The 18,017-nt window shown below is 71.6% G+C and carries 18 protein-coding genes, 1 pseudogene and 1 riboswitch; of the genes and pseudogenes, 9 read left to right on the top strand and 10 right to left on the bottom strand.

The genetic code is table 11. The features are described from left to right. Positions 1-11 precede the first annotated feature (11 nt). The 5 genes from ACIQVI_RS17205 (at position 12) to ACIQVI_RS17185 (ending at position 6,193) form a co-directional block, all read left to right on the top strand. Entirely contained in the window at positions 12-266 is a 255-nt protein-coding gene (locus ACIQVI_RS17205) for a DUF3311 domain-containing protein (protein ID WP_121829620.1), read from the top strand. After that, positions 263-1,888: a monocarboxylate uptake permease MctP gene (gene mctP / locus ACIQVI_RS17200; RefSeq protein ID WP_403596257.1), complete on the top strand. Its 1,626-nt coding sequence runs from the start codon at positions 263-265 to the stop codon at positions 1,886-1,888. The genes ACIQVI_RS17205 and mctP overlap by 4 nt, the downstream gene beginning before the upstream one ends. A gap of 80 nt (positions 1,889-1,968) precedes the next feature. Continuing rightward, complete coding sequence (locus tag ACIQVI_RS17195; protein ID WP_351971049.1) at positions 1,969-2,478, top strand: GNAT family N-acetyltransferase; 510 nt, start codon at positions 1,969-1,971, stop codon at positions 2,476-2,478. A gap of 49 nt (positions 2,479-2,527) precedes the next feature. Next, a riboswitch (cobalamin riboswitch) is annotated at positions 2,528-2,668 on the top strand. A 130-nt stretch (positions 2,669-2,798) separates the two neighbouring features. Further along, complete coding sequence (locus ACIQVI_RS17190) at positions 2,799-5,174, top strand: ribonucleoside-diphosphate reductase subunit alpha (RefSeq protein WP_351971048.1); 2,376 nt, start codon at positions 2,799-2,801, stop codon at positions 5,172-5,174. Further along, positions 5,174-6,193, top strand: a complete 1,020-nt coding sequence (locus tag ACIQVI_RS17185) for a ribonucleotide-diphosphate reductase subunit beta (protein WP_403596253.1) — start codon at positions 5,174-5,176, stop codon at positions 6,191-6,193. Before ACIQVI_RS17190 ends, ACIQVI_RS17185 begins: the two co-directional genes overlap by 1 nt. 66 nt (positions 6,194-6,259) lie before the next feature. On the opposite strand, the gene ACIQVI_RS17180 is transcribed toward ACIQVI_RS17185, so the two are convergent. Further along, positions 6,260-7,027, bottom strand: a complete 768-nt coding sequence (locus ACIQVI_RS17180) for a GntR family transcriptional regulator (RefSeq protein WP_403596250.1) — start codon at positions 7,025-7,027, stop codon at positions 6,260-6,262. Next, on the bottom strand, positions 7,024-7,569 hold the full coding sequence (locus ACIQVI_RS17175; protein WP_403596248.1) for a GntR family transcriptional regulator: 546 nt from the start codon (positions 7,567-7,569) through the stop codon (positions 7,024-7,026). Before ACIQVI_RS17175 ends, ACIQVI_RS17180 begins: the two co-directional genes overlap by 4 nt. Before the next feature lie 76 nt (positions 7,570-7,645). Between ACIQVI_RS17175 and ACIQVI_RS17170 the strand changes: the two are divergent. From ACIQVI_RS17170 to ACIQVI_RS17160, 3 genes and pseudogenes are all read left to right on the top strand, one after another. Continuing rightward, positions 7,646-7,921: pseudogene (locus ACIQVI_RS17170) on the top strand (ATP-binding protein); the annotation flags it as partial. A gap of 207 nt (positions 7,922-8,128) precedes the next feature. Next, positions 8,129-9,253: an adenosylhomocysteinase gene (locus ACIQVI_RS17165; protein WP_403596900.1), complete on the top strand. Its 1,125-nt coding sequence runs from the start codon at positions 8,129-8,131 to the stop codon at positions 9,251-9,253. 11 nt (positions 9,254-9,264) lie between these two features. Beyond that, positions 9,265-9,807: an NUDIX hydrolase gene (locus ACIQVI_RS17160; RefSeq protein ID WP_403596246.1), complete on the top strand. Its 543-nt coding sequence runs from the start codon at positions 9,265-9,267 to the stop codon at positions 9,805-9,807. 80 nt (positions 9,808-9,887) lie between these two features. Here ACIQVI_RS17160 and def read toward each other — a convergent pair whose 3' ends face one another. From def to ACIQVI_RS17120, 8 genes are all read right to left on the bottom strand, one after another. Beyond that, positions 9,888-10,523 carry a peptide deformylase gene (gene def / locus ACIQVI_RS17155; protein ID WP_403596244.1) on the bottom strand — a complete coding sequence of 212 codons (636 nt, stop codon included), beginning with the start codon at positions 10,521-10,523 and terminating at the stop codon, positions 9,888-9,890. 67 nt (positions 10,524-10,590) lie between these two features. Further along, on the bottom strand, positions 10,591-11,571 hold the full coding sequence (locus ACIQVI_RS17150; protein WP_053646821.1) for a hypothetical protein: 981 nt from the start codon (positions 11,569-11,571) through the stop codon (positions 10,591-10,593). Positions 11,572-11,650: 79 nt separating this feature from the next. Beyond that, positions 11,651-12,931 (bottom strand): HD-GYP domain-containing protein, encoded by a 1,281-nt coding sequence (locus tag ACIQVI_RS17145; protein WP_403596241.1) that lies wholly within the window; start codon positions 12,929-12,931, stop codon positions 11,651-11,653. Beyond that, complete coding sequence (locus tag ACIQVI_RS17140; RefSeq protein WP_403596897.1) at positions 12,928-14,289, bottom strand: HD-GYP domain-containing protein; 1,362 nt, start codon at positions 14,287-14,289, stop codon at positions 12,928-12,930. The genes ACIQVI_RS17145 and ACIQVI_RS17140 overlap by 4 nt, the downstream gene beginning before the upstream one ends. A gap of 156 nt (positions 14,290-14,445) precedes the next feature. Then, positions 14,446-14,763, bottom strand: a complete 318-nt coding sequence (gene rsrA / locus ACIQVI_RS17135) for a mycothiol system anti-sigma-R factor (RefSeq protein ID WP_121833759.1) — start codon at positions 14,761-14,763, stop codon at positions 14,446-14,448. Then, on the bottom strand, positions 14,760-15,416 hold the full coding sequence (locus ACIQVI_RS17130) for a sigma-70 family RNA polymerase sigma factor (RefSeq protein ID WP_030207302.1): 657 nt from the start codon (positions 15,414-15,416) through the stop codon (positions 14,760-14,762). The genes rsrA and ACIQVI_RS17130 overlap by 4 nt, the downstream gene beginning before the upstream one ends. Positions 15,417-15,688: 272 nt before the next feature. Then, on the bottom strand, positions 15,689-16,366 hold the full coding sequence (locus tag ACIQVI_RS17125) for an alpha/beta family hydrolase (RefSeq protein WP_403596895.1): 678 nt from the start codon (positions 16,364-16,366) through the stop codon (positions 15,689-15,691). Between the two features lie 83 nt (positions 16,367-16,449). Next, a complete protein-coding gene (locus ACIQVI_RS17120) occupies positions 16,450-17,265 on the bottom strand; it encodes an SOS response-associated peptidase (protein ID WP_403596238.1) in 816 nt (271 codons plus the stop codon). Between the two features lie 49 nt (positions 17,266-17,314). Here ACIQVI_RS17120 and ACIQVI_RS17115 point away from each other — a divergent pair, with 49 nt between their 5' ends. After that, positions 17,315-18,001: a M50 family metallopeptidase gene (locus tag ACIQVI_RS17115; protein WP_403596235.1), complete on the top strand. Its 687-nt coding sequence runs from the start codon at positions 17,315-17,317 to the stop codon at positions 17,999-18,001. The last annotated feature ends 16 nt before the right edge of the window (positions 18,002-18,017 follow it).

Raw genomic sequence — 18,017 nt, 5'->3', positions numbered from 1 at the left:
ACGGAATCGCCATGTCAGAAGTGGCACAAGGGAAACAACCGACCATCACCCCCCTGCGGGTGGTGATCGCGCTCTGTCTCGTCGCCCCGTTCGTGGCGATGCTCTGGGTGAGCTCCTACGCGAAGACCGAACCCCTCTTCGCCGGCATCCCCTTCTTCTACTGGTACCAGATGCTCTGGGTGCTGGTCTCCACCGCGCTCACCATGGTCGCGTACAAGCTGTGGCAGCGGGACCAGCGGTCCCGCAAGGGGGGTGACGCGCGATGAAGGACGGCGTGAACGGCGTGGCGCTCGGCGTCTTCGTCTTCTTCTTCCTGGCCGTGACGGTCATGGGCTTCCTGGCCTCGCGCTGGCGCAAGGCCGAGAACGAGAACAGCCTCGACGAGTGGGGTCTGGGCGGCCGGTCCTTCGGCACCTGGGTGACCTGGTTCCTGCTCGGCGGCGACCTCTACACCGCGTACACCTTCGTCGCCGTCCCGGCGGCCATCTACGCGGCGGGTGCGGCGGGCTTCTTCGCCGTCCCCTACACGATCCTCGTCTACCCGCTGATCTTCACCTTCCTGCCCCGTCTGTGGTCGGTCTCGCACAAGCACGGGTACGTGACCACCTCCGACTTCGTCCGGGGCCGCTTCGGCTCCAAGGGCCTGTCGCTCGCGGTGGCGGTCACCGGCATCCTCGCCACCATGCCGTACATCGCGCTCCAGCTGGTCGGCATCCAGGCCGTCCTGGACGTGATGGGCGTCGGCGGCGGCGAGACCACCCACTGGTTCGTCAAGGACCTGCCGCTGCTCATCGCCTTCGGCGTCCTCGCGGCCTACACGTACTCCTCCGGCCTGCGCGCCCCCGCGCTCATCGCCTTCGTCAAGGACACCCTGATCTACATCGTCATCGCGGTGGCGATCATCTACATCCCGATCAAGCTGGGCGGCTTCGACGAGATCTTCGCCAGGGCGAGCGAGGCGTACGCACAGACCAACCCTGATACCCACAAGCCGCGCGGCGCGCTCGTGCCCGGCGAGGCCGGCCAGTGGACGTACGCGACCCTGGCCCTCGGCTCCGCGCTGGCGCTCTTCATGTACCCGCACTCCATCACGGCGACGCTGTCGTCCCGGAGCCGCGAGGTCATCCGCCGCAACACCACGATCCTGCCGCTGTACTCCCTGATGCTGGGCCTGCTCGCGCTGCTGGGCTTCATGGCGATCGCCGCTGGAATCAAGGTCGGAAACAGCCAGCTCGCCATCCCGCAGCTCTTCGAGACCATGTTCCCGGACTGGTTCGCGGGCGTCGCGTTCGCCGCGATCGGCATCGGCGCGCTCGTCCCGGCCGCGATCATGTCGATCGCCGCCGCCAACCTCTTCACCAGAAACATTTACAAGGACTTCATCAAGAAGGACGCGACCCCGGCGCAGGAGACCAAGGTCTCCAAGATCGTCTCGCTCCTGGTGAAGGTCGGCGCCCTGGCCTTCGTCCTCACCATGGACAAGACGGTCGCGATCAACTTCCAGCTGCTCGGCGGCATCTGGATCCTGCAGACCTTCCCGGCCCTGGTCGGCGGCCTGTTCACCCGCTGGTTCCACCGCTGGGCGCTGCTCGCCGGCTGGGCCGTCGGCATGGTCTACGGCACGGCCGCCGCGTACGGCGTCGCCAGCCCGACCCAGAAGCACTTCGGCGGCTCCTCCGCCGAGATCCCGGGCATCGGCGAGATCGGCTACATCGGCCTCACCGCCTTCGTCCTCAACGTCCTGGTCACCGTCGTCCTCACCTTCGTCCTCAAGGCCGTCAAGGCCCCCGAGGGCATCGACGAGACCTCCCCGTCGGACTACACGGCCGACGCCGGCGACCCGGGCGTGAAGACCGAGATGGAGAAGGTCACCGTCCCCACCCACTGACGCCACCGGCACGCAGGGCCCGGGACCTCCGCCAGGAGGCCCCGGGCCCCGTCGCGTTCCCGGCGGGCACACTTTCCCCCATGGACTTCACGATCAGGGCGGTACGGCCCGAGGAGTACGAGGTGCTCGGCGAGCTGACCGGGCGCACCTATCTGGACGACGGGCTGCTGGCGCACGGGGCGGACGACTCCTACCTGGCGGTGCTGCGGGACACGGCGCGCCGGGCCCGGGAGAGCGAGGTCCTCGTCGCGGAGGACACCGGGGACGCGGCGGGGCGGATCGTCGGCGGGGTGACCTTCGCCCGCGGCGGCACCCCGTGGGCCGACATCGCCGTGCCCGGCGAGGCCGAGTTCCGGATGCTCGCGGTCGCCCGGGAGGCCCGCGGCCGGGGCGTCGGGGAGGCGCTCGTACGGGCCTGTGTCGACCGGGCGAGGGCCCTCCCGGGGTGCGCCAGGATCGTGCTCTCCACGGGCGCGGAGATGGTCGCGGCGCACCGGATCTACGAGCGGATGGGCTTCGTCCGCACCCCTCACCGGGACTGGGAGCCGATCCCCGATCACTCTCTGCGCACCTACTCCCTGGAGTTCTGAGCCCAAGTCCCGTCCAGGGGGCGACACAACATGTGGGGGGTGCCACGAGCGGCGCCCCCCACATGTATGCTCGTCCTCGCTGTCGACGCAGGGGAATCCGGCGCGAATCCGGAACTGTCCCGCAACGGTGTACTTCGTGCGGTTTCGTCCGGAGTGAGTCCGAACACCTGCCGACAGCGCGCCCGGTCCTTCCGTTCCGGGTGCCACAGACGTCCGGGCCTCGCGGAGTGGGCCGGTGGACGCGGTGCGTCGTGCGTGGACGCCCGCCCGTCCGCCCTTCCCCCGCCGAGGCCCCGAGCCGAGCGAGGGAGAGCCCCCACGTGACCATCGCGCCCGCCGATCCGGCTTCGGCCGAGGCTTCCGCGGTCGAGAGCGACGGCCCCGGGACCGTACTGCTGCGGACCCTGACCGACCTCACCGCCGATCTCCCCGACACCGACCCCGGCCGGGTCGCCGCCGCCGCGCTCCGCGGCCGCAGCGCCGCCGCGGACGAGGCGGAGCTGCGCGAGCTGGCCACCGAGGCGGCCGCCGGCCTGATCGCCGAGGACCCGGCGTACTCCCGGCTCGCCGCCCGGCTCCTCACCATCACCATCGCGGACGAGGCCGCCTCCCAGGGCTCGGTGAACTTCTCCTCCTCGGTCGCCGTCGGGCACCACGAGGGCCTGATCGCCGACCGCACCGCCGAGTTCGTCGCGCTGCACGCCGACCGCCTCGACGCCACGATCGACCGGGCCGGCGACGACCGCTTCGGCTACTTCGGCCTGCGCACCCTCTACTCGCGCTACCTGCTGCGCCACCCGATCACCCGCAAGGTGATCGAGACCCCGCAGCACTTCATGCTGCGCGTGGCCTGCGGCCTGGCCGAGGACGAGAGCGTCCGCGCGCTCGACGAGGTGGCCGCGCTGTACCGCCTGATGAGCCGACTGGACTACCTGCCGTCCTCCCCCACGCTCTTCAACTCCGGCACCCGCCACCCGCAGATGTCCTCCTGCTACCTCCTGGACTCCCCGCAGGACGAGCTGGACTCCATCTACGACCGCTACCACCAGGTCGCGCGCCTCTCGAAGCACGCGGGCGGCATCGGCCTCTCGTACTCCCGCATCCGCGCCCGCGGTTCGCTGATCCGCGGCACCAACGGGCACTCCAACGGCATCGTGCCGTTCCTGAAGACCCTCGACGCCTCCGTCGCCGCCGTGAACCAGGGCGGCCGCCGCAAGGGCGCCGCCGCCGTCTACCTGGAGACCTGGCACGCGGACATCGAGGAGTTCCTGGAGCTCCGCGACAACACGGGCGAGGACCAGCGCCGCACGCACAACCTGAACCTGGCGCACTGGATCCCGGACGAGTTCATGCGCCGCGTGAACGCCGACGCCGAGTGGTCGCTGTTCTCCCCCTCGGACGTGCCCGAGCTCGTGGACCTGTGGGGCGAGGAGTTCGACGCCGCCTACCGCAAGGCCGAGGCGGCCGGCCTGGCCCGCAAGACGATGCCGGCCCGCGACCTGTACGGCCGGATGATGCGGACCCTGGCCCAGACCGGCAACGGCTGGATGACCTTCAAGGACGCCTCGAACCGGACGGCCAACCAGACCGCCGAGCCCGGCCACACCGTCCACTCCTCCAACCTCTGCACGGAGATCCTGGAGGTCACCGACGACGGCGAGACCGCGGTCTGCAACCTGGGCTCGGTCAACCTCGGCGCGTTCGTGGTCGGTTCGGACATCGACTGGGAGCGCCTGGACGCGACCGTCCGCACGGCCGTCACCTTCCTCGACCGGGTCGTCGACATCAACTTCTACCCGACCGAGCAGGCGGGCCGCTCCAACTCCCGCTGGCGTCCGGTCGGCCTGGGCGCCATGGGCCTCCAGGACGTCTTCTTCCAGCTGAAGCTGCCCTTCGACTCCCCCGAGGCGCGGGCGCTCTCCACCCGGATCGCCGAGCGGATCATGCTCGCCGCGTACGAGGCCTCCGCCGACCTGGCCGAGCGCAACGGCCCGCTCCCGGCCTGGGAGAAGACCCGCGCGGCCCGCGGCGTGCTGCACCCCGACCACTACGACGTCGAGCTGAACTGGCCGGAGCGCTGGTCCGCGCTGCGCGAGCGGATCGCCGCCGTCGGGATGCGCAACTCCCTGCTCCTCGCCATCGCGCCGACCGCGACGATCGCCTCGATCGCCGGCGTGTACGAGTGCATCGAGCCGCAGGTCTCCAACCTGTTCAAGCGCGAGACGCTGTCGGGCGAGTTCCTCCAGGTCAACTCGTACCTGGTGGACGAGCTGAAGAAGCTCGGCGTGTGGGACGCGCAGACCCGCGAGGCGCTGCGCGACTCCAACGGCTCGGTGCAGGGCTTCACCTGGGTCCCGGCCGAGGTGCGCGACCTGTACCGCACGGCCTGGGAGATCCCGCAGCGCGGCCTGATCGACATGGCCGCCGCCCGCACCCCGTTCCTGGACCAGTCGCAGTCGCTGAACCTGTTCCTGGAGACGCCCACCATCGGCAAGCTGTCGTCGATGTACGCGTACGCCTGGAAGCAGGGCCTGAAGACGACGTACTACCTGCGCTCCCGCCCGGCGACCCGGATCGCCCGCGCCGCCCAGGCGTCGACGGCAGCCGCCGCGCCCATCCCCGTCCAGCAGGTCGCCGACCCCGACGCGGTCGCCTGCTCCCTGGAAAACCCCGAGTCCTGCGAGGCCTGCCAGTAATGTCCACCCCGAACACCGAGAAGAACCTGCTCGACCCGGGCTTCGAACTCACCCTGCGTCCCATGCGCTACCCGGACTTCTACGAGCGCTACCGGGACGCGATCAAGAACACCTGGACCGTCGAGGAGGTCGACCTCCACTCGGACGTCGCCGACCTCGCCAAGCTGACCCCGGCCGAGCAGCACATGATCGGCCGTCTGGTCGCGTTCTTCGCGACGGGCGACTCGATCGTCTCGAACAACCTGGTCCTGACGCTCTACAAGCACATCAACTCCCCCGAGGCGCGGCTCTACCTGAGCCGGCAGCTCTTCGAGGAGGCCGTGCACGTCCAGTTCTACCTGACGCTGCTCGACACCTACCTGCCCGATCCGGACGACCGCGCCGCCGCGTTCGACGCGGTCGAGGAGATCCCCTCCATCCGCGAGAAGGCGCAGTTCTGCTTCAAGTGGATGGACTCGGTCGAGAAGATCGAGCGCCTGGAGACGGCCGCCGACCGCCGCCGCTTCCTGCTCAACCTGATCTGCTTCGCCGCGTGCATCGAGGGCCTGTTCTTCTACGGCGCCTTCGCCTACGTGTACTGGTTCCGGTCCCGGGGCCTGCTGCACGGCCTGGCGACCGGCACCAACTGGGTCTTCCGCGACGAGACGATGCACATGAACTTCGCCTTCGAGGTCGTGGACACCGTCCGCAAGGAGGAGCCGGAGCTCTTCGACGACCAGCTCCAGCAGCAGGTCACCGACATGCTGAAGGAGGCCGTCGAGGCGGAGCTGCAGTTCGGCCGCGACCTGTGCGGCGACGGCCTGCCGGGCATGAACACCGAGTCGATGCGCGAGTACCTCCAGTGCGTCGCCGACCAGCGCCTCCAGCGCCTCGGCTTCGCCCCGGTGTACGGCTCGGAGAACCCGTTCTCCTTCATGGAGCTCCAGGGCGTCCAGGAGCTGACCAACTTCTTCGAGCGCCGCCCGTCCGCCTACCAGGTGGCGGTCGAGGGCTCGGTGGACCTGGACGAGGACTTCTAGACCCAGACATGACGAGAGGGGGCCCCGCAATCGGTCGAGTGCGGGGCCCCCTCTCGTACTGGGATGTCACTCCGGTGTGAATGCGTACTGCACCTCGTAGAGGTGTCCGGCCTTGACCATGACGGTGACTTCGATGGGTCGTTCGTCGTCGCTGTGGACGACACGAAGCGTACGAAGCACGGGGAGGTCGCTCGGCAGCTTCAGGGCCCGGTACTGGTCCTGGGTGGGGACGCGCGCGGAGACCCGGTCGACGCTGAGCCGGGGCGGGAAGCCCAGGGCGGCGAGGAGTGTCGGTGTACCGCCCTTGATCTTGCGGCTCTCCATGAGAGGGGTGGCACGGGCGATGTCCAAGGGGTAGTAGGACGTGACGAGTTCGGCCGGCTCCCCGTCGAGCGAGAGCACCTGACGGCGCAGGAGTGCGGTTTCGCCGTCTTCCAGGCGCAAGGCGGCGGAGACGTCGGCCGGGGGCCTGGTCTCGGCGACTTCCAGCAGGGTGCTGTGCGGTCTCGTGCCGAGCCGCGCGGCTTCGGTGAGCCACCGGTACGGTTCCCCGGCAGCGGCCGGGGCCATGAAGGCGGAAGGGCGCACGGTCCGCTGGCGATGCTCCCGGACGGTGACCGAGGCACCCGCACGACCGATGACCAGTCCCTCCTCCTTGAGGAGTTGCAGTGCCTTCTGCACGGTGGCGCTGGAGGCGTCGAACCGGGCTTTGAGGTGCACCGTGGACGGCAGTTTGGCGCCGGGCGCGAGATCTCCGCTCATGATCTCGTCGCGCAGGTCGGCGGCGATCCGTTCGTGCAGTGAGCGCCGGTCTTCGATGTCGGGCACGGTCATCCGATCGTGATCTCGTAGCGGAGCCGCTGCCGATGCGCGGGCATGGTCATCATGTCGACCTGGATGGGCCGGTCCCGGTCGTCGAGAGTCACCCTCGCGAGTCGGAGCACCGGCTCGTCACGTTCCATTCGCAGTGCTTCCCGCTCGTCGGCGTTGGGCATCCGTGCGCTCACGTCCTCACGGACGCGGACGCCGACGTGGCCGAGTTCGGCGAGCAGTGCGACGGCACCTCCCCGGATCTTGAGCGTCTCGGCCAGCCGGGTGCCCCGTGCGATGGACGCAGGGTAATAGGTGTCGGTCAACTCGCATGGTTCACCGTCGAATTCGATGACTCGGCGCCGTACGACGACCGGTACCCCGTCGGCCAGGCCGAGCAGAGATGCGACGGCGCTCGGGGCCGGCACCTCACCGGCGTGAACGATGCGCTGACTTCCCGTACCGCCCCGGGCGGTGGCTTCGGCAGCCCAGGCGTCGGACTGCCCCTCGCCGTTCTGCGGCGTCAGGTACGGCACAGAAGTGCTGATCCAGGCCTTCTCGCTCACGACGTCCTCCCGTGCGACCGCCTTGTTCGACCTTGCTGCTTTGCACGTTAAGCGACGCGCTTCCCAGGGCCCCGGAATGACATCCTTACTGCTTTTCGCGAATAGCGATACGGAGCTGGAGCTCGTACAGCCCAGGATCAAGGTGGTGGTCACCATGGCTTTGTCGTGGCAGCGACGGTTCCCTCGTGCGCGCAGCTCGGTTCCGGCGGCGCGGGCCTTCGCGCTCGAAGCTCTGGCGGAGTGGGGGATCACGGACCGTCGGGAGGAGATCCGTCTCTGCGTCTCCGAACTCGCCACCAACGCCCTGCTGCACGGGGTCCCGGCAGGGCGTGAGTTCTGTCTGCGGATGACGGCGGACGACCTGACGGTTCGCATCGAGCTGCGTGACAGCGGCGGAGGGCATCCGAGGGTCGTACAAGGGGGGAACGGACGATTGCGGTGGCCGGGGGCTTCGGCTGGTCTCGGCTCTGGCCGACGACTTCGGTGTCGACGAGCACGTCGTCGGCAAGACCGTCTGGAGCAGCTTCAAGGTCGCGTCCGTCCGGGGAGGCGATCGGTGATGGAGACCTTCGAGCGCGCTCGGCTGGACGCCTACTTCGACCGGATAGCCTCCCTCTTCGCACCCACCGAGCGCCCCGCCTCCTTACTGATCACCCACCTGCTGCCGGAGCGCCCGGCCTTCGTCCGGGGCGTGGCCGCCATGACCGAGGTCCGCGCGGTACTGCCTAAACCGAAGTCCGTGCACACCGAAGCGCTGCGCCGGGTCGAGGGCGACGGGCACGTGTGCGACAAGCTGTCGCGGGAGCTGTTCGCCGATCCCGAGCGCGCCGTGCGGTACCTCGACACGCGCGCCGCCGGGCGCCCGATGGTGCTGTTCGACGTCGGTGGTTACTTCGCTCCGTCGATCGAGGCTTTGTGCGCCCGTTTCTCGGGCCGGATCCTGGGCGTCGTCGAGGACACGGAGAACGGCCACCGGCGCTACTCCAACCTCGTCGACCCGCCGTGCCCGATCGTCTCGGTGGCACGCTCGCCCCTCAAGGACCCCGAGGACTTCCTCGTGGGCCAGTCGATCGTGTTCTCCACCGAGGCGCTCATGCGCGGCCGAGGCGACATCCTGCACGGCCGTACGGCTTTCGTGATCGGTTTCGGCAAGCTCGGGTCGAGCATCGCCCGGCTGCTGCACGCCCAAGGTGTCAGGGTCACGGTGTACGACATCGATCCCGTACGCCGTACGCAGGCACTCGCACAGGGCTTCACGGTCGCGCGTGACCGCGAGGCGGGGCTCGGCGAGGCCGGGCTCGTACTGTGCGCGACCGGGGCGCTCGCGCTGCGCGGAGAAGACTTCCCCAGACTGCGCAACGGAGCGTACGTCGCGACCGTTACCAGCAGTGAGGACGAGCTGGAACTCACCGGGCTGCCCAACGTGTACGAGCGTGCTCACATCGGCGAGCACGTCACGCGCTATGTGACGACCGGCCACTACTTCTACCTGCTCAACGGAGGAAACGCCGTCAACTTCCTGCACGGCGCCGGCGTAGGGCCGTTCATCTTCCTCGTCCAAGCCGAACTGCTCGCCGCCTCCGCCGCGATCGCCCGCGGCGATCTCGGTCCCGGAATGCACGAGACCCGCCCGGCCGATCGCGCCGCCATCGCCACGACCTGGCTGGACTACTTCAACCGCTGAGGAGACACCCGATGTCCATCACGTCCGATCACATCCGCGAGACATTGGATGCCTACCTGGAAGTCCACCCCGACGAGAAGCGGCGGCTCTCCGTCCTCACGGAACTCCTCGACGCCGGGGCCGAGCTCACGAGCCGTAAGGAGTTCCGGGGCCATGTCACCGCCGGTGCGATCCTGGTCGACCCCGCCGGCCGAGTGCTGCACATCAAGCACCTCGCGCTGAACCGCTGGCTCCTGCCCGGAGGGCACGTCGAGGACCACGACACCACTCTCCTCGCCGCCGCACAGCGCGAGCTGACCGAGGAAACCGGGATCGCGGCCTCGGACGTCGTCCCGGCCGGAAGTCGGCCCGTGCACATCGACGCCCACCCCATCCCGGACAACCCGGCCAAGGACGAGCCCGATCACCGGCACTTCGACTTCCGGTTCCTCTTCCGTACGTCGGCCGACGTCGTCGCCCTCCAGAGCGACGAGGTCACGGCGGCGGCATGGCGCCACGCCGACACGATCGAGGACGAAGACCTGCGGGACCGAGTCCTCCGGGTGCTGCGCTGACCGCACGACCCCGCCGGGGTACGGCGAAGGCCCCGCACTCTCCGGAGTGCGGGGCCCTTTCGCGTACGCGCGCGCGTGGATCAGGCGTTCGGGACCGTCTCGTAGCGCGGGGTGCCCTCCTCCATCTGCCGCAGGGCGTCCTTGCGGTCCCGCTTGGAGAGGCGGTCGATGTACAGGTAGCCGTAGAGGTGGTCCGTCTCGTGCTGGAGGCAGCGGGCGAAGTAGCCGGTGCCGCGCACCTTGATCGGGTTGCCCCGCGCGTCCTGGCCGTGGACCTCGGCGTAGTCCGGGCGGGCCAGCTCGGCGTAGGCGGTCGGCACGGAGAGGCAGCCCTCGTTGGACTCGTCCAGGACGCGGCGGTCCGCCGGCAGCTCCTGGAGCACCGGGTTGACCACGACGCCGGTGTGCCGGACGCCCTCGTCGTCCGGGCAGTCGTAGACGAAGACCTTGAGGTCCACGCCGATCTGGTTCGCGGCCAGGCCCACGCCCTCGGCGGCCTTCTGGCTGGCGAACATGTCGTCGATCAGCGCCGCGAGCTCGTCGCCGAACTCGGTGACGTCCTTGCACTCCTTGTGCAGCACGGGGTTGCCGACGACCGTGATCGGGCGGGCCGTGCCGCGCTCACGGTAGGCGAGCTCACGCGCCTCGCAGTCCTCCGTGTCCACGACGAAGCCGTCGTTGATCTGCGTCTGCTCGTCCGTCTCCTGCTGCGCCATGTCCGGCCGCGCCTTCCTGAAAACCCGATTCCGTCGGAGGACAGCCTACGGGGAAGGGACGGGCCGCTCAGCAGACCTCTTCGAGATCCCGCCACTCGCGGCTGTCCGGGCTGTCCGCCACCCAGCCGTCGAGGAGCCCGCGCACCAGACCGGCCGGGGCCGCGATGCCGCACTCCCGCTCCGGCACCCACAGCTCGCCGGGCGAGCGGTGGCCGAGCGGCCCGGGGTGCCCCGGCTCGCTGTGGTCGTGCGGGTCGGAGTGCTCGCCCTCGCCCTCGGCGCTCGGCATGGTCGACTCCGAGCAGGCGCGGCAGAGCAGCCGCACGGAGGACGACCAGTCCTCGGCGGCGAAGCCCGCCTCGGCGGCCAGCTGCTCCAAGGCGTCCCGGTCGGCCTCGGTGGCGGCCTCCAGGAGGACCACCCAGGTGGGGACGGGCGAGGGCGCCCACAGCTCGATCTCGTCGAAGACCGGGTAGGAGGGCCCGGCGGTGGTGGTCCGCTCGCCGTTCGGCACGCCGTCGTGGAGGACGACCTCGCCCCAGCGGCGCCCGGAGGACGGCAGCGGGATGGAGAGCACCTCTATCCGGGCCGGGTCGAGCCGGCGGCCCCACACGACCTCGGCCTCGCCCTCGGGCGAGAGCCGGACGGCGGCGCTGCCCAGCTCCATGCCGGCGGGCTCGCCCGTGCCCGAGGCGGCCCCGGGCACCCGCAGCCCGTACGCCTGCCAGGCGCGGCGGGCCAGCGGCCAGTCCTGGAGGGCGGTGGCGGCGATCCCGACGTTCCACCAGTCGGGGGCGCCGGTCTCCTTGTCGAGCAGCGCGACCGCGCGCAGCCCGGCGGCCCGGGCCTGCTCCCAGTCGTGCCGGAACTTGTGCAGCAGCGCCAGGTTGAACCAGGACTCGGAGAGCCAGGGCTCCAGGTCCGCCGCGCGCGTGAGCAGGGCGCCCGCGTCCTCGTACCGGCCGTCACCGATCAGCGTGAACGCGCGGTCGGTGGCCTGCCGCCACGAGGCGGAGGGCCGATGCCGTACCTTCCCGAAGATCTTCACGATTCCCGCCTGCCGGTCGCTTCACCCTCTTGTTCGCATCCAACCATGCCCGGTCGGACGCGCGCTCATTACCCATGGGTTACCCAGGGACGACCGGGGTCACCCCAGCCGCCCCGCCCCGGGCCAGGACCCTGGCCAGGCACTCGACGACGTCCGGGTGGTGGTCCCGGGCGGTGCCGAGCCGGAGCCGCTCCAGGGCCCCGAGGGCGGCGCCCGGACCACCTCCTACCCCGCTCCCCGGCCCGGCACTCGCCAGGTCGTCGTAGGCGTTCACGGTCCGGACGATCCGGGCGGGCAGCGGCTGCTCGCGGTACGGGTCGGCCTGCCGCTCGACGATCACGGCGACGGCCGCCGGGACCCCGGTCCTGCGGACGACCTCGCCGCCCAGGAGGGCGATCCGGCGCTGCTCCTCGGTCGGCAGGAGGGCGGTGGCACCGCCCTCGACCGGGTCCACCAGGGAGAGTTGGCCGATGTCGTGCATGAGCGCCGCGTGTTCGAGGACGGTCAGCTCGGTGCCGGAGAGGCCCAGCTCGCGTCCGACGGCCGCGCTGAGGGCGGCGACCCGGTGGGCGTGGCCGGGCGGGGTGCAGCCGGCCACCTCGGTCGCCCGGGCGAGGGAGGCGATGGTCTGCCGGTTGACGGTGCGCACGGCCTCGTACCGCCGGTAGGAGACCTGGGTGAGCAGGAGCGGGACGGCGAGCACGGGCAGGGCCCACAGTCCGGCGGCGGCGACGCCGAGGGCCATGACGGTGCCGGTGGCGCAGACGGCGGAGCCGATGCCGAGGAGGGCGCGCAGCTCGTCCCGGAGGAGGGGGCCGTAGGGGTATCCCGTACGGGCGCGGAGCAGGAGCGCGGCGAGCACGGCGTCCCACAGGAAGGTGAGGACGAGCAGGAGCCCGAGGAGGAGGACGTACAGGGGGCCGTCGCCGAGGTGCCGGACGACGGCGCCGGAGTTGTAGAGGGGCTGGAAGCAGACGGCGGCGAAGCCGACGGCGAGGACACGGCGGGCGAGGTGGTCGGGGCCCGGACCCCGGCCCCGGGCGAGGTGGGGGACGATCCCGGCGAGGCTCGCGGCGGCGACGACGGCGACGATCTGGAGGACGCCGTGGGTGGTGGCGCTCCCGGCGCTCTCCCCCAGCAGGGCGTACGCGAGGGCTCCGGCGGCGGCGAGCGGCGCGGGCTCCCGCTCGCCGGGGGCGGCGCCCCAGCGGGCCAGCTCCCCGAGGGCGACGAGGGTGCCGAAGGCGAGGGCTTCGCCGGGCTGGTCGACGCCGTACCAGAGGGTGGAGCCGAGGGCGGCGAGGCCGAGGAGCAGGGCGGCCGCGCGGACGGCGCCGACGGTGGGGGCGCCGGGCCTCACGCGCGCTCCCTGGAGGGGGAGGAGGCTTCGCGGGCCTGGGGGACGCTTCCGCCGGACGGGGTCTCGTCGGCGGTGACGGCGGGCCGCCAGCCGTGCCGGTCCAGGGCCCGGACGAGGGCGTCGACCATCCGGGGGTCGAAGTGGGTGCCGGCGCACCGCTCCAGTTCCGCGACGGCGGTCGGCACCGGCCGGGCGCGGCTGTAGGAGCGGTTGGAGGTCATGGCGTCGAAGGCGTCGGCGACGGCGACCATCCGGGCGAACTCGGGGATCTGCTCGCCGCGCAGCCCGTAGGGGTAGCCGCTGCCGTCCATGCGTTCGTGGTGGTGGAGGATCGCGGCCCGCGCCTCGCCGAGGAAGCCGATGCCCCGGACGATCTCGTGCCCGTACTCGGGGTGCAGCTCGATGACCCGGCGCTCCTCGGGGGTGAGCGGGCCGTCCTTGCGGAGCACCCGGGTGGGCACGCCCAGCTTGCCGACGTCGTGCAGGATGCCGGCGAAGCGGACGGCGTCGAGCCGGTCCCCGGACATGCCGAGTTCGCGGGCGATCAGGACGGAGGCGTGGCCGACGCGCTCGCTGTGGCCCCGGGTGTAGCGGTCCTTGATGTCGACGGCCTGGACGAGGGCGCGGATGGTGGCGTGGTGGGCGGCGCGCTCGCGGTGGTACTGGGCGAAGACCCAGCAGGAGATGTACATGGGCAGGAGGACGAAGAGCCCCGCGACCGGCCCGTGGCTGCCGCGCCACAGGACGGCCATCATCAGCCCGGCGAGGCCGTGCACGAGGTGCGGGGCGAGGGCCCGGCCGAGGAGGCCGCGCCAGGCGGCCCGCGGGGGCAGTCCGTCGGCGGTGGCGCGGACGCCGCCGTCGAGGGCGGTCAGGACCAGGCAGAAGACGAGGGCGGCGGCGCAGGCGGGCAGCAGCGCGTACGGGAAGTCGGGGGCGTCCGGGCCGTGTCCGAGGGCGGCCGGGCCGCCCAGGGCCCCGGCGGCGTGGGCGGCGGCCCAGACGGCGAGGGCCGTGGCGGCGGCCCGCCAGGCGCGGCGGGGCGCGGCCGGGGGTTCCTCGACGCGGGCGAGGAGGCTGCCGGGCAGGGCGGTGAGCGCGGCGGCGGCGGGCGGCAGGAGCAGCGCGGCGGCGAGGAGGACGGGAAAGAAGGAGCCGGTGCCCAGCGGGACGGAGCCGCCGAGCGCGCGGCCCATGAGGGGGCAGCGGGCGGGCAGCTCGCAGAGCGCGTACAGGGCGGCGAGGAGCGCGATCGTCTCCCAGGGCGCGCCGGGGCGCAGCGCGGGCAGGACGCACGCGCCGGCGGCGAGCAGGGCGCAGCCGATGTACACGCGGGCCGCCGGGGGAATGACCTTCACGCCCATCATCCCCGTCACGCTAGCGAGTCGGGCGGCCCGGGACGGCGCGGTACGACTGATTCGCACCTTCGGGTGATACAAGCCGACTTACGCCGGAGGCCGCCGCGATCGCGTCGCGGCGGCCTTCCGTGCCCGTGCGTCCGTACGGGGGCGGTGCTACTCCTGCGGGGCGGGCGTCGCGGGCGCGCCCGCCGCGACGTCCTGCTCGGGGGCGGGCAGGCCGGAGCGGATCAGCTCGATCCGGCCCATGACCTTGGCCCGCAGGTCGGTGGGGACGTCGTCACTGCCGCAGCAGCGCTTGACGAGCTTCTTCACGGCCTGCTCCAGGCCGTACTTCTCCAGGCACGGGGAGCACTCCTCGAAGTGCACCTCGAACTTGGTGCAGTCGCTGTCGGGCATCTCGTTGTCGAGGAACTCGTAGAGATGGTCCAGGACCTCTGAGCAGTCCGTCTCGTGCGGCTCTCCGCAGCTCATGAGCCCGAGCCTTTCAGATCGTTCGACGACTCTCCGGCGCCCGCGGGGACGAGCCCGCGGTCGCGGGCGTAGTCCTCGAGCATTCCGCGCAGCTGGCGGCGGCCCCGGTGCAGTCGGGACATCACCGTACCGATGGGTGTCCCCATGATGTCCGCGATCTCCTTGTACGCAAAGCCCTCGACATCGGCGAGGTAGACGGCGATGCGGAACTCCTCGGGGATCGCCTGCAGCGCTTCCTTCACGTCGGAGTCGGGAAGGTGGTCGAGGGCCTGGGACTCGGCGGAGCGCAGGCCGGTCGACATGTGCGACTCGGCGCGGGCGAGCTGCCAGTCCTCGATCTCCTCGGCGGCGCTGCGCTGGGGTTCGCGCTGCTTCTTGCGGTACGAGTTGATGAAGGTGTTCGTGAGGATCCGGTACAGCCACGCCTTGAGGTTCGTGCCCTCGCGGAACTGGTGGAAGGACCCGTACGCCTTGGCGTACGTCTCCTGCACCAGGTCCTCCGCGTCCGCGGGGTTGCGCGTCATGCGGAGCGCGGCCGAGTACATCTGGTCGAGGTAGCCGAGGGCGTCCCGCTCGAAGCGCGCGTTGCGCTCCTCGGTCGTCTCCTCGGGGCCGTCGTCGGTCCCTGTGTCGGTCCCAGTGACCGGACCCACCTCCTCCAGCGCGGCGGCGAGCCCGGGGACGGACCCGCTCGTTTCGGAGGATAGACGAGGAACCGCTCCGCCCGCCGCCCGAATCGGGGCGCCCTTGGGCGCGGGCAGCACCGTCCAGTCGAGGTCAGCGCCCTGCGCGCGCTCCGGGCAGATGGTCGAACCCATGCGACGGACTCCCTCTCCTCTTGCTCTTCCCTGCTGTCGTACGACGTACCGAACAACAGCGCTCCCCCGCTCGGCATTCCCGGTGCGGGGGCGGGGCGGACAGGGCGTCAGCGGAGGGCGTCGAGCCACTCGGCGACGGCGTCCACGAGGAGCCCGAGGGCCTCGTCCGCGCCGAGGGGGGCGCGCTTGGGCAGGGCGAAGCCGTGGTCCCCGTAAGGGATCCCGACGAGGGCGTACGGGCCTTCCGGGTACTCCTCGGGGCGGCCGAAGGGGTCGTTGCCGCCCTGGACCACGAGGGTGGGCAGGCCGGTGCCGAGCAGTTCGCCGGCGCGGGACCTCTCGGGCCTGCCCGGGGGGTGCAGGGGGAAGCTCAGGGCGAGGACGGCCGTGGCGCCGAGTTCGCGGCCGGTGCGGCAGGCGACCCGGGCGCCGGCGCTGCGGCCGCCCGCGACCACGGGGAGGCCGGGCTTCGCGAGGGCGGGCCAGAGGCCGCGCCAGGCGGTGTCGAGGGTCTTGGGGGCGGGCGCGAGCTTCTTGCCCGCGACCCGCCAGGGCTGTTCGACCAGGGCGACGGTCACGCCCCGGGCGGGCAGCGCCCCGGCGAGGGCCCGGAGGTCGCGGGCCTCGATCCCGCCGCCGGCGCCGTGGCCGAGGGCGAGGACGGTCCACGGCTCCGCGCCCCCGTCCGGCTCGTACCAGGTGACGCGGGCGTCTCCGGCGTCGGTGGGGACGGTCTCGCGGCGCGTCGCTCCGCCGGTCACGTCGTCGGTCGCTCCGCCGGTCACATCGTCGGTCGCGCCGTCGGTCGTCGCTTCATCGGTCACGTCCTCATTCTGCCGCGCGGGGGCGGGTCGGAAGAGGAGGCGGGTCAGAAGAGCGTGCCCACCTCCGGGCCCTCCAGCTCCGTCAGGAGTTCGGGGCCGTTGTTGCGGACGTTGCTGACGGCCGTCGGCACCGGATAGGCCCGCATCAGGCCCTCCGGCGGCGGGGCGAGCAGTCCGCGCAGCTCTTCGAGGTCGCTGTTCTCCGGGGTGAGCCAGGCGTCCCAGCGGTCCTCGGTCAGCATCAGCGGCATCCGGGGGTGGATGTCGGCGAGCGAGCGGGGCCCCTCGGCCGGGGCCACGCCCAGCGGCCCGGTCTCCGCCTCCGTGGTGATGACCGAGCAGGTGACCCACCAGGAGGAGGGGTGGTCGTCGGGGAGGGTCCGGTCGCGCCAGAACTCGTAGAGCCCCGCCATCGCGAAGACCGAGCCGTCCGCCGGGGTCACGAAGTACGGCTGCTTGCGCGGCCGCTTCTTCTTCCCCTCGACCTCCAGGTCCCGCTCCGCCGTCCCGGTCACCCATTCGTAGTAGCCGTCGGCGGGAATGATGCAGCGGCGGGAGGCGAAGGCCCGCTTGAAGGAGGGCTTCTCGTGGAGGGTCTCGGAGCGCGCGTTGATCATCCGGGCGGCGCCGTCCGGGGACTTCGACCAGGACGGGACGAGCCCCCACTTCAGGGTGCGCAGCTGGCGAACCGGCTCCTTGGATTCCGCGTCCTTCACAGGACGCTCCAGAACGGCCCAGACCTGTTTGGTGGGGGCCACGTTCCAGTCGGGGGCCAGGGTCTCCTCCGGCTCCCACTGCTCCACCCCGAAGGTCTCCACGAGGTCCTCGGGCCGTCGACTCGATGCAAACCGTCCGCACATACGTGCCAGACTGCCACGATCCCGCCCGCGACCGAGGAGCTTCCGCCGAATGAACGACATCCTCGGCACCCAGCCCGCCCCGGACGAGTGGATCGTCTGGTTCACCGCCGGCTGCGCGCTGTCCCTGGTCGTGTTCCGGCGGCTCTGGCTGCCGGCCCGCAACGCGATCACCATCGCGCACGAGGGCGGCCACGGCATCGTCGCCCTGGCCACCGGCCGCCGCCTGGAAGCGATCCGGCTGCACTCGGACACCAGCGGCCTGACCGTGTCCCGGGGCCGCCCGACCGGCCTCGGGATAGTCCTCACGCTGGCCGCCGGCTATCCCGCGGCCCCGCTCCTCGGCCTCGGCGGCGCGGCGCTGCTCGGCACCCACCGGACCACGCTGCTGCTGTGGGCCGCGACCGCGCTGCTCCTCGCGCTCCTCGTGATGGTCCGCAACGCGTACGGGATCCTCACCGTCCTGGTGACGGGCGCCGCCTTCCTCCTCGTCTCCCTCCTCACCGGGCCCGACGTGCAGGGGACCTTCGCCTACGCGGCGGTCTGGTTCCTGCTCCTGGGCGGCGTCCGGCCGGCCTTCGAGCTCCAGGCGAAGCGGCGCCGGGGCGGCGCCCCGGACTCGGACGCGGACCAGCTGGCGCGGCTCACCCACGTGCCCGCCGGGGTGTGGCTGATCTTCTTCCACACGGTCTCGATCTGCTGTCTGATCGGCGGCGGTCGCTGGCTCCTGCGGTTCTGACGCCCCCGTACAGTGA

This window comes from Streptomyces sp. NPDC098101, assembly GCF_044760185.1.
GTDB lineage: Bacteria > Actinomycetota > Actinomycetes > Streptomycetales > Streptomycetaceae > Streptomyces.
The sequence above is the reverse complement of the archived record's forward strand: the minus strand, read 5'-3'. Positions and strand labels throughout refer to the sequence as shown.